Annotated in this window: 13 protein-coding genes; 5 read left to right on the forward strand and 8 right to left on the reverse strand. The window is 46.6% G+C overall.

Features of this window, described 5'->3' with window-relative positions; all coding sequences use genetic code 11:
* On the forward strand, window positions 1-576 hold a 576-nt coding region (locus ASH01S_RS19550; protein WP_157067192.1), incomplete at its 5' end, for a class I SAM-dependent methyltransferase.
* Window positions 577-672: 96 nt separating this feature from the next.
* Window positions 673-1032 carry a winged helix-turn-helix domain-containing protein gene (locus tag ASH01S_RS18075; RefSeq protein ID WP_169794265.1) on the forward strand — a complete coding sequence of 120 codons (360 nt, stop codon included), beginning with the start codon at window positions 673-675 and terminating at the stop codon, window positions 1030-1032.
* A gap of 69 nt (window positions 1033-1101) precedes the next feature.
* On the opposite strand, the gene ASH01S_RS16215 is transcribed toward ASH01S_RS18075, so the two are convergent.
* The 5 genes from ASH01S_RS16215 to ASH01S_RS18645 all read right to left on the reverse strand — a co-directional run bounded on the left by ASH01S_RS16215 (window position 1102) and on the right by ASH01S_RS18645 (window position 6652).
* Window positions 1102-2304 (reverse strand): MFS transporter, encoded by a 1203-nt coding sequence (locus tag ASH01S_RS16215; protein ID WP_067929488.1) that lies wholly within the window; start codon window positions 2302-2304, stop codon window positions 1102-1104.
* 115 nt (window positions 2305-2419) lie between these two features.
* Window positions 2420-3145, reverse strand: coding sequence for an SDR family oxidoreductase (locus tag ASH01S_RS19745; RefSeq protein WP_083517281.1), 726 nt, complete (start codon window positions 3143-3145; stop codon window positions 2420-2422).
* 8 nt (window positions 3146-3153) lie between these two features.
* On the reverse strand, window positions 3154-3723 hold the full coding sequence (locus ASH01S_RS19750; protein WP_373278592.1) for a DUF5825 family protein: 570 nt from the start codon (window positions 3721-3723) through the stop codon (window positions 3154-3156).
* A 5-nt stretch (window positions 3724-3728) separates the two neighbouring features.
* On the reverse strand, window positions 3729-5597 hold the full coding sequence (locus ASH01S_RS16225; RefSeq protein WP_067929490.1) for a RiPP maturation radical SAM C-methyltransferase: 1869 nt from the start codon (window positions 5595-5597) through the stop codon (window positions 3729-3731).
* Window positions 5598-5905: 308 nt separating this feature from the next.
* The gene (locus ASH01S_RS18645; RefSeq protein WP_157067193.1) at window positions 5906-6652 is read right to left on the reverse strand and encodes a ferritin family protein; all 747 of its coding nucleotides are present in this window, start codon (window positions 6650-6652) and stop codon (window positions 5906-5908) included.
* Window positions 6653-7075: 423 nt separating this feature from the next.
* On the opposite strand from ASH01S_RS18645, the gene ASH01S_RS19755 reads away from it, so the two are divergent.
* The 3 genes from ASH01S_RS19755 to ASH01S_RS19765 all read left to right on the forward strand — a co-directional run bounded on the left by ASH01S_RS19755 (window position 7076) and on the right by ASH01S_RS19765 (window position 8046).
* Entirely contained in the window at window positions 7076-7285 is a 210-nt protein-coding gene (locus ASH01S_RS19755) for a helix-turn-helix domain-containing protein (protein WP_157067194.1), read from the forward strand.
* 188 nt (window positions 7286-7473) lie between these two features.
* Window positions 7474-7683, forward strand: coding sequence for an IS3 family transposase (locus tag ASH01S_RS19760; protein ID WP_373278593.1), 210 nt, complete (start codon window positions 7474-7476; stop codon window positions 7681-7683).
* Between the two features lie 66 nt (window positions 7684-7749).
* A complete protein-coding gene (locus ASH01S_RS19765; protein ID WP_373278594.1) occupies window positions 7750-8046 on the forward strand; it encodes a DDE-type integrase/transposase/recombinase in 297 nt (98 codons plus the stop codon).
* 36 nt (window positions 8047-8082) lie between these two features.
* On the opposite strand, the gene ASH01S_RS16240 is transcribed toward ASH01S_RS19765, so the two are convergent.
* From ASH01S_RS16240 to ASH01S_RS16255, 3 genes are all read right to left on the reverse strand, one after another.
* The gene (locus ASH01S_RS16240) at window positions 8083-9201 is read right to left on the reverse strand and encodes a glycosyltransferase (protein ID WP_067929493.1); all 1119 of its coding nucleotides are present in this window, start codon (window positions 9199-9201) and stop codon (window positions 8083-8085) included.
* A 78-nt stretch (window positions 9202-9279) separates the two neighbouring features.
* Window positions 9280-9876, reverse strand: coding sequence for a metallophosphoesterase family protein (locus tag ASH01S_RS16245; RefSeq protein ID WP_067929494.1), 597 nt, complete (start codon window positions 9874-9876; stop codon window positions 9280-9282).
* Between the two features lie 1220 nt (window positions 9877-11096).
* Entirely contained in the window at window positions 11097-11498 is a 402-nt protein-coding gene (locus ASH01S_RS16255; protein ID WP_067929496.1) for a DUF4406 domain-containing protein, read from the reverse strand.
* Between the last annotated feature and the right edge of the window lie 183 nt (window positions 11499-11681).

The following is an 11681-nucleotide window of genomic DNA, read 5'->3' on the forward strand; positions in this document are numbered from 1 at the left end:
TTAAAACAACTGGGCTATGATTGGATTGAATTTCATCAAGGACGCGCTGAAGAATTGCCGTTTGCAGACGAAGCCTTCGATGCGGTGGTTGGCGTCGCCTTTTTGCACTTCACGGATCGCTCGAGGGCATTGTGTGAGATGCGAAGAGTCGTTCGTCCCGGTGGAATTGTGGCCAGCTATCATCCAACGAAATTCACCGAGCCGCCGAAATTCTTCCGGGAATGGTTCGCTCCACTGTTTGACCTGGCAGCAAAGCGGAACGAGCGTCCAAAAGACTACTTGCCCTATGAAGAGGAAGTTCTGGATGCGTTCCGCAATGCGGGTCTTCAGGACATTGTATCTGCGCGAGCTGATGTTACAACACTATATCACGATCCCGTGAAGGTCGTTCGTCACTTTATGGAGGGTGTGGGATGGTTTGGAGAGGAACTAAACATGTTGCCTTGGAAGGCACGTCTTGACTTAGTGGAATCCCTAAAAGAAAGTGGGCGCCAAGTTTGCAACAGGTATTCCGATAAGGAACGCATCATTCACTTTCCAAATCAGATGGTCAAGGGATATGTGCCGCTAGTATGAGAATTAACTAGAAGAGACTGTGGCGGTATTCATAATGGCATGTGCTCTGTGATTACCGACACTTTCTCCTCTCTTCTGGGTGGAGGTACGACTACTGTGGACCAAGCCATGGAACATGTCTATCTCGACCACAACTTGTACTTAGACCTCAAACGATTGACATTGATGAAAGGTACAACCCCGATTCCTTTATCTGTAACTCAATTCCTGATTCTTCGTTGTCTCTGCGAGCATTTGGATCGTCCCGTATCCTCTGACGAAATCATTCATTATGCTTGGAATGCAAAGGTGGAGAAGTCGGAACTCCACAAACAGATAAACCGAATCCGCGAAAAGTTGGAACCCAATCCAAGAAAACCTCAGTATTTGTTGACCGTACGCGGTTTCGGCTATTTACTTCATAGTCATGTGTCTCAGCCACCACATACCTCAGCAAGTAACTTTGCAAAAACATAGTAGTACAACTTTTGTTCTGTTAGTAATCTATTGAATTTTAGTTTTTGTAACGTCGAAGCACTCGCTGCCTCAAAGACTTGCCGATACCCGTTCTGGTTGTGTAGATCTGCTTCTTGTGAAGATAAAGGTGATAGCCATGATGGAAAGTGTTATTGCTGTAATGTGAATAGATAACTGGGGCTTGTTAAAGATGATGATTAGCAAAAATGCCAACAAGCGAGTCACTGTGGTTAATAAACTGCCAAAGGCAGTGATTCGACCCAACATTTCACGTGGTGCCCCTTCTTGCAATGACTGATGTGATACTATGTTAAACCACGGTAACGAAACCCCCAAAATAAATGCAAGGATGTAGGTCAGCATCAAGGAACTGTACCCAAGGCCCAGGATAGAAGAGGATAGAAGGACAATACTCAAGTAAGCGATCGCACCCCTATCATTTAGCTTTTTCAAAAGAAAACCCGAGATGATTGTTGCAATGGTAGCTCCAAGGTAAATCATCGTATAGGCACTGCCGAAGTTGAGAATGTCAGAGTTACTATAATTATATAGTTCAACAGGAAATAACGCCCAAAACAATCCCAAAAGAAGATTGGCCAGAGATTCTGTCACATAGATTCTTGTTGCCCAGTTGTTTCGTAAGATCCAAGTGAGCGCTTCGACGAACGAGGCACTTGACTGCTTCTGCCTCAAATTATTAACAGAACGGATCGCCACGAAACACGTGAAGATTGCGGCAATCAGGAATGTCGCGGAATTAAACCATACCGACGAGAGTTTACCTAAGACTAGCATCGAAAACGCAGCTAATATAGGGCCGATTATGCCTGTGATGGAATACAGGAACATGATAAGGGAATTTGCCGATTCGAGATCCTTGTTCGCAGTTAACTCTGGAACATATGCAAAGAATGCCGGTTCTATGGTGGAACTAAAGATACCGAATAGGCTTACAAATATCAGCAAATCAGTAAGTCGGACCCCGTGAGAAAGAATAATGGAAAACATACTCATCAGGATAAACATCATACAGTTGGACAGGATGAGCGCTCTTTTCTTGCCCCATTTATCAATAAACTTACCAGCAAAAGGGCGAGAGATTGCCGTAGGTACGGCAGTAAAGAGCTGAACTAGCGCCATAACCTTGGCAGTTCCGAATAAACTTGCGACAATCCAATTCAAGGTCAATTGATACGCACTATCGCCTAAGGCAGATACCGCTTGTCCAATCCATGCATAGACGAAGTTTCTATGTTTGAAAGCCTCGAACATTCTACCTAAATACCTCCGAGAATCGATTATGATACTTTTCTACATGTATTCTTTGATTCTCACTATGTTGCTTCTCACTGAATTCGCGATGAAATTTCATTGTAGCTTTAAGTTCTCAAGGTAATTGTCTCTCGTCCGTGGGTCTAATTTCAATCTCGGTTACATCGACATGTGAAGGTTGGTCTAGGATCCATAGGATCGTCTGCGCGATATTCTCTGGCTGCAATGGTTGATAGGGCCACTGATTCCTGTGTTTGTAGTTTGAGGCAACATATGAGAACTCTGTATCGACTGATCCAGGATGAATAGTGGTAACTTTTATTCCTTGGAGCTCTTGTCTCAGGATATTGGAAAAAGCTCGCAGGGCATGTTTCGTCGCAGCATATATACTCCAGTTCGGAAGAATTCTAGAACTGAATACCGATCCGATGAAGAAAACGTGTCCACTTCTCATTAGCCGTAAACATGATTTCGTAAACAAAATAGTACCGGTTAGATTTGTACCTATTTGGTCCAAGATATCCGAGTCCTCCGCTTGCCAAATAGGCCCTACGCCTTTTCCGTGTCCCGCCGCATTTACCAACACGTCTACATGGTCATAGTGAGAACCAACAAACTTAATGGCTTGGCTAATTGAATCAGGATTAGACAGATCGACATAGGAGAAAATCGCCTTGGATTGGTATCTTGTCTGTAATTGCGACACTAAGTCCTCCAGTATTTGAATGCGTCTTGCCAGAAGCACCAAGTCGTAACCCTTTGACGCCAAGAGTTCGGCTACGCTCCTACCAATTCCGCTACTGGCGCCCGTGACGACGGCAATCTGTCGCATATACACCATCACCCTCGTTAGATGGAATCATATGGGACGGGCCAACTTAAGACTCTGTATGGTAGAGTAAGATAGTGTCCGCAAAATTCCAGTATGATACCTTCATTCACGAGATCAGTAATCCTCTTGGTTACTAAACCCGTTTTCACAGGTACAAGGCATAACTCGAAAGCGTCCAATAGTTCTCGTTCGTCAATAACAAATTGCGCGGACGCGTCGGGATTTCTCGTATCCTTTACAAGAACAAAACCTGGTCCTTTCCTCCAATAAAATGCTCCGTAATGATACATCCGCCTCCATTCCTGTATCTCTTGTTTCCCTCCATTGATACTCCTAGGCGGTTGGATATGGTAAATCGCCTGTAAATCAAGCGCTCCATCAGTGATTAAATACCATGAAATCCTTATACCCAAGGACATTGCGTCCCTAAGGAATCTAATAGTATTAAGAGTTCCCAACGGATCTCGTCTGTTAAAAGATAAATCTAGTTCAATACTTTCAAGTCCCTTTTTCAGAAGTTCCTCGAGAGATGCCAATGTTGGTAGCTGGTCTGGGTCGAAAGTGCATGTACGCTTGGTTTGTTGCATGCTTATTACCCCGCAATGCGGATTCTTTGAGCGTTCGGTTTTGTGGCAACAGCCACATATCTGTCTCCCTCGGCAAAAACAAGCTTCTCTTTCATCAAATCATTCAACCACCCTGCTAGATATTTTTCTGATGTTTGACGTGTATATCCAAAGGAACGAGTTAAGCGTTCAGACAGGGTTGATATTGGAATACCGTCGAGAAGCTCAATATAGGAACGGACGAGAATAGGATCTTTTATCTCAATGTCCCTTGGCTCTTCACTTCGACGGTCCTCAATCAGCAGAGTTCCGTTTTCAAGGTGATAGTACTGCAACGTGCTGATAGGATATTGCTCGATCCACCGAGAAATACTAGTTTTCAACATCTCTACCACATCCTCCCCTATACCTTCATGAGATGACTCAAATAAGTAGGCAATATCGAAGAGTTCACTAGAAGGAAGGTCATAGATGTATCTATAAAATCGTGCAGGACCATTGTTTCTTAGCCCTAGAGAAGAATTCTCGAAATACGGACTGAATCGTTCGAGCGCAATCCTGGTGGCCGAGGCTGGTGGATGCAGGTGATAGAGAGCAGGGAGCTGCTCAATAATGGATACATAATCTAGTTTAGTCTCACCAGGAAATCCACATAAATAATTCCATGACACATCAAGATTATTTTCTTCACACCAGCGAAGCAATTTAATATTATGGATACCAGTAACACCTTTTTTCATTATCTTTAATACCTTTGTGCTGAGGCTTTCGATACCCGGCTGTATATGAAAAATGTGAGCTTCCCTCAAGGAGCGTACATGTTGTTCAGTTAGATTCGACTTAACCTCATAATGAAATCGGAGATCCCAATCCACAGATTTTATACGCGGCAAAAATTTATCAAAATATTTCATATCCATTATATTGTCAACCATAATGACATCGAGTGTCTGATACTTCTTAACTCCAAACTGTATTGACTCCCAAAGTTTCTCTGGATCTTTACTCCTAAACATTATTGTGGACCCATTCAATCCACAAAACGTGCACTGGTTCTTTTCCCCCCACCAACAGCCACGTGAGCCTTCAAAAACAAGCTTCGGTTCAATATATCCGCGAATTTCGGATGACTGTACTAGATGGAAATAAGCATCGTACGTTGGTTCTGGAACCTTCCATATAGGCATAGGAGTTTTTTGCTGTTGATTGGTTTCAGATACACCGTCCTTCCTCCAGCAAAGACCCGGAATATCTTCATATTCACCCTGTCCCGTCTCAATGGTGTCCAGTAACCGTATGAAAGACTCTTCGCCCTCCCCTCTTACTACAAAGTCAATAAAGGAGAAGTTTCTGTGCATGACGATTCCTTGTTCTCCGTCACAATTTCCTCCACCAAATACAATTACTGTTTTCGGATCTTTTTCCTTGATTCTTTTTGCAGCTGCAAGGGACGCACAATTCTGCATAAACGTCGTGCTAAATCCCACGACATCGGGATGCATTCCCATAATTTCGTCTACTGCCTTTTCAATGAAGGCGGGAGCGAAGGATTGCATCCGAGAGATCAGATGAATATTTTCCTGCGATACTCCAATATCCTCCAAATAAGTTTTGTAACTGGTCAGTTCTTCCTGTGTCTTGGTATATAGTGCAGTAGAAAAAATCCAATCTCCTGCCCCATAATAGAATGTATTGTCAGATATGAATGTGTACTCGGTAGGTGTAATCTGACCTTCGGTTACCTGTAACAAATATTCTGCCCATCTAAGATTACCGTAGTACTCCAAAACGTTGTGTTGTGGTCTTGCCTGCCGTAACACTGTTACTAGTATCCCGCAAGCCAATGACGGATAGTCGAGTGCTTGCCAGGGCATGTTGACCAGGACAATATTCATGTATAAGTACACCGTCCTTAGTGGGTCGTACTGAGTACATGTATAGCTGATCATTCAAATATAATCAGAATTCACTAAATATACTGGTTTAGTCTATACAATAGAAATCCTGAGTAGGCATTTTTATCGCCAGTGAGGTTATCTCACTTCCAACGTTCGTTGAATAGCCAGGGGGGGCACAATGCCCCCCCTAGGTTCATAAGGCGAAATTACTTAAGCCCAGAACCGTACCATCAATCTAACTACCAATCATGTAATGGCAGGTGCCCTGCTTTACTTTCCTAGGGATTTGAACCTTCTTCATTTTTTCACCTCCTTTCACGGAAAATTAAGTTTAGCCTACTTTGGTTTCTTGTGAGGAAAATCCTCTGAATCTGACTACTAGGACGACCGTTCAGTTCACCTAACCAATCGAAGGCTCCATCACGATCAATGTGAGTCAATTCAAAGATCGCGGAGGAATCATTTTTTAATTGATAAATTTCTTCCTTGTTCATACGTGATACCATGTGTTTCAGATATTCCATTCCCATCGCAACGTGTCTCGATTCATCCTGAATTACTTTTTCGTAAATTGCGTATAGAATAGTGCCTCGAAACGCAATTCTGAACATGGAAAACTCATCAGAAGCCAGACCTTCCAGCAGCGTATGGATGAGAAAACGACTTATGGGAGGTAGCCTCAGAAGGGTATCAAGCAAATTTTCCCGTGCTGGATCTGGAGGTTGAATGTCTCCCCCACTCAACAACGCAAATCGAGCGAATACCTCACAGTGCTTTGCTTCATCCGAAACTGCTGTCGCCAAGCACATTCTTGATGGCGCATCGTCAGCTTCGATAAGCAGTCTTGAAGATATTAAAAGTCCAACTTCTTCAGCGCTGACAGATTGACTAGCGAGCTTCCATGCAAATTCGAGTTGTTCTTCGGGAAGTCCCCAGGGGCTGTTCCAAGGTATATCGTATTTTGGGTTCCAACTATAGGCCTTTCTTGCTTTTTCGTAAATACTTAGCTTTTCCTTAAGGTCGTTTGTGGATAAAGTATATGCTCGAAACATATCATCACCTTAATTTCCCGATTCATAGTTATCCGTTCATCGTTGGACGAAAATCATTCATTTTCTTGACATCTTGCCCAGGACTTCAATAGCTTGGCTCTCGCTACGAAAGATAGCACGTTTAGTTTGTCGAAAAACTCCCAATTTCGGAACCCAGAATACCGATTTGAAGATGTATTTCGATGGACTTCCCTGCAGTTCTCCTTACACGGGATTAAGGCCAGTCAATCTCGGCATCAACGTTATTTGGAATAGAAGGGGACACGATATCGCCTTCAAGGTTGCGGTTGTTCCGTACGTGTTGGAGGAGAACAAGGACAGGTGTGTACCGCATAATAAAAATGCAGAAAACTGGTTCTGGTCTCAAAAGTGGATAGCGAATCGAGAATGTAAGAATATAGTCGATTCGAGGTGTCGAAACCGATGGCTCAGCAATATGACAGGGATTTCAAGTTGAACGTCGTCCAGATGGTCCTGGAACAGGGAAAGCCTGCGGCTCAGGTGGCGCGAGAACTTGGGATCTCGCCGAAAACCGTGTACGGCTGGGAAGTACGAGGAAGATCCGGAGCATCCCTTTGTGGGCAGTGGTCACCTACGGCCCGAGGCCCAGACCATCCGAGACCTAGAGCGTGAGGTCCGCGAGCTTCGCGAGGAAAACGCCATTTTAAAAAAGCCATTCGCTTCTTTGCGAACGCCCGGAAGTGAAGTACCGGTTCATCCACAAGCACCGTTTCGAGTTCCGGGTGCAGAAGATGTGCGATGTACTGAGCGTCTCCCGAAGTGGCTACTACGCGTGGATCGGCCGCCCCGTGAGTGAGCGGATGAACCGATGTCGTCAGCTAACGCGGCGGATCTACCAAATCTTCATCCGCTCTCGACGCCTCTATGGCAGCCCAAAGATCACCCAGGTACTTCGTCAAGAAGGGATTCGCGTCGGTGGCCCGGATTATGCGAGAACAGGGACTACGAAGCCGGATCGTTCGCAAATACAAGGCGACCACCGATTCGAACCACCGCTACCCGGTCCATGAAAACCGGCTCCAACCAGCTTTCAAGGCCAACGGCCAAACGAGGTCTGGGTGGCAGACATCACGTATGTGCCAACGGACGAGGGATGGCTCTACCTCGCCAGCATGATGGACTTGTTCACCCGCAAAATCGTGGGGTGGCATGCGGACTCGCGGATGACCAAGGCGCTTGCGCTCCAGGCCCTGGAGATGGCCATTCGGCGTGAGCGGCCGACCAGTCCAGTGATCCACCACTCCGATCGCGTAAGCATCCGATCGCCTTGTGGCCAGCATGGGAGAGATGGCGTTAAAGAGCACGATCATCACCTATTTCCATTGTCACATTCGGCCGTATATCTGGAAATAGGAGGTTACTGGAACCGTTAGTCCGGATGGTTTGTGACATAGTTCCGCACCCTCTTTTTACTCGCGAGTCACTACGACTCGGTGCGAGGACCTGGTGTTTATTTCTCTCCATGTCCAACGATTGTTCGCTTTAAAGTTCCACACCATGGCACAGATAATCCCACACAACTGTCCGATTAATTCGTCCCCGTGAAACCCCAGGAACAACTGAACACTTACAGCCGTCACCAATACCCCGATAGTTGAAATCAAAACGAATATCGGGAATTTCAGGGTCCTGCGCCACATGACGGGATAAGACGAGTTTCGCCACGTCACTCTATCATTCCAGAGAAAGTTGTGGGCCATGGCAATAAGCGAAGCTATCACCGAAGATCCGACTGGGGGAAGATGAAACACGCGTACACACATTCCCATGACCAACATGTTAACTATGACACCCAGTGCACCGACACCACAAAATAAATAAAACCTCCTGTCCTCCGGGCTCTGGCGTACCAGCTTGGCAATGTGGTGCAGAAAGTTCCACTGTTCCCGAAGGCTCATTTTTGACTCTCCGGCAGTGCGTGACTGAAAGCTGTAGGGTATCTCATGGACTCGCTTGTAGTGCCCCTTTACCAACACCTCAATCAATATCTTCCATCCAATTGGATCTAAATCCGCTCCTTCCACGACACATTTCCGGAGCCCAAAGAATCCACTGGTACAATCGGAGATATTCCTTAATTTCTGTATTGAAATGCGCGCTATAGTCCGCGCTGTCCAAGAAACAAACTTTCTAAGCGCGTTTAATCCGCCATCTGATCCCCCTGGGACAAAGCGGCTCGGAATGACGATATCCGTTCCTTTACCAAGAAGCTCCATGATTTTTGGCACGAGCTCAGGGGGATGTTGCAAATCAGCATCCATGACAACAATATTCTCACCTGTAGCCCGTCGAAATCCTTCCACTACAGCTGTCCCTAAGCCTCTGACCGTAGTTCTGTGCACATACCGAACCTGCGGATGAAAAGCGGCCACCTCAGCAAGAATTTGTGGGGTGTTGTCTGTACTATCGTCAATAAAGCATATTTCGTAAGAATACCCTGTGTATCCCAAACAGATCTCAATCCGCCGTACCAATTCGAGAATGTTATCAGATTCGTTAAATGTTGGAATCACTATACTTAGGTCCATACTAACGACACCTCTAAACAAATATGCTCCGGCGCCGGGGTACCTCGAATTTAGCCGTAAGGAGGAGGTCATTGCTATTCAAATGTAATAGACTCGCACTCCATACACCGCATGTAGCTTTGTACTGCCTATTCTTTTCTCCTCCAGTACATGCTCATGTCCATGAAAAAAATGAGCCGGTTGTGCGCGCTCAATGTACTTGGCAAAACTCCGGAAGCCGGCGTGAGCCCTGTATTGGACGGGCTCGTCCGTCCATTTTGGGTTGCTGTGTGCAATGAAAATATCTACAGGCTCTAGCTGATCTATAAATGCTCTTGCTTCTTCTTCCTCGTACTGCCCATACCGTTTGGCGTTGTACCGAGGCGCTCCGCCGAATCCTGCGATGCGTAAACCGTCGATGTCGATGGTTTTTGCATGAACGTCTACCACTCGGGTTCCCTCAAAGGTATCAATCCCGTCGTGATTCCCCATCACTCCCACTTTAGGACAATCCCATTGGCGATCCACATCTTGCACGGCATAGTAAGGAATGTCCCCTAGGAGAAGAATCAAATCTGGCCGTACATCGGTAGGCAGGCGAAATGGATCTCCGTGCAAATCCGAGAGCACCAAGAGTGTTTTGCCCCAGACTTTTGGTTTCCTTACTTGAGATTTCGCCTTCCGTGGCCACCACATAATTACTCATCCTCTCTCGTTTACCTGTACAGACACATCGGCTCTCCCCTCAATCATGCTCATACTCCAACCGAGAAGAATGCAGAAACGATGCAATTTGTCGGCACACAAAATCCCGATCTATTCATTCTCCGCGTACACGGCAAAACGACGAGCCTCTGCATCAACAGCATCGCTGATGAGGTTCCCGTCGTTCGGAACGTGTCTCCACCATATATGGGCCGAATGAATGGTTTACACACAGATATGGCTGAGGCATAATGTAACTGAAAGCAACGCAAAATGTAAGGATATCTCCCGACGGGCAGTAGGGCGGGGCCTGCAGCACCGAACGCTCGGGCCGATTGAGCAAAGATGACAGTCACTCCGAAGGTGGCCAACCTCTACGCGGAGTGGCTGTCGGTGTGGTATAACTCTAACGATTCGGGTATACTGGGGATAACAAAAGAAACCCCGCCAGCGCTCACTGGCAGGGTTCCGACGGACGATGTGGCGCTCTGTCGGAGTTGATAAGCAATTGGTTCTACAAGATAGCCGGTCGGTCGGGACCGGTTATCGCCGTTTTATGGTGATCTCGACGTTTACGAACCAGGGAAACATCATGTGCCCGGTCGGTACGAGAAACAACCGAATGCGGAACCATCGCACCAACTCTCACCCCCTCGGTTCTCCGACTAGGAGACACCGCATCGCCCCACGATACTGCCGAGGGGGTGTCGACCGACGACAAGGACGCCAGCCATCTTTTGATGGGTCAAATCTATTATATCAGGTGTACTACTTGGCCATTAACATTTTCGTCTCTCTTCTCTACATAAACTTCCTTCCTAGTTCTTTTACGCCAATCGCAAACGTGCCAAGGCCCACCTGCGACACCAGTACGGAGCACTTGTTCGTCGTTGGGTATTGTCCGGGCCTTCTCCATCCGCGGGTTCGGAGGGTCTATCATGGTTATTATCGTCATCGTTTAATGCCCTCCTAAGCACTATATGGTTGCCTTATTCGCGGATTCTGTTGATGAACACCTCGTTGTTCTGCCAGCCAACGTTGGAACTCTGTCAGTACGTTCCTAGATGGAGCTTGGCCGTCAGAATCACCCAGGCCCAACAGGCACGCCGCAACTTCCACTGGGCGCTTGGACAGCCACGCCACAGCGGCATCGAATGATTGGTCCGTGTCATGCGAATATTGCTCCACTGCCTTGCGAAAATAGAAATCACTCATGGCTGTTCACCTTCCAACAACATTTCAGGCACGCGAAATGAACCCATGCTTGTCCCAAGCGACTTCAACACGGATTGGATGTCGATTTCAGCCGGAAATATCTGCCCATCCGTCCAAGACCAGATGTATATAGGGATGTTTAAAACAGAGGCGAGAAACGTCTCAATCATCGCACCTCGCGAAGTCTCCCAGCCTGGCAAGAGAACGACCATATCACTGACCGTCAGCCAACAGATGTCCTGGCGCATGTACAACGCCCAATCATCACCGGGAACTCGTTGTTCGGCCGGATTGAACACGTCGAAGCCGCGACTGCAAAGCTCATTGGCAACCGCGTGGAATTGTTCGCGATTAAAGTTGGGGAGCCCAGACATGGGGCCACTGAGGTAGATTCGCATGGATGGTCACACTCCTTGGCTATATCGTCTCACATAGCCAAGAAGCGTACGGTGCAAAATCGATGCAAGTTGTGATGTGGAGGCTCGCAAAATCAGCAAACAAAAAAGCCTCCGAAACACTTCGGAGGTCAATCATGGGGTTAAGGGTGACTAAGAACATTATACATTACATCAAACATTAAT

Source organism: Alicyclobacillus shizuokensis NBRC 103103, from assembly GCF_001552255.1.
Classification (GTDB): domain Bacteria; phylum Bacillota; class Bacilli; order Alicyclobacillales; family Alicyclobacillaceae; genus Alicyclobacillus_G; species Alicyclobacillus_G shizuokensis.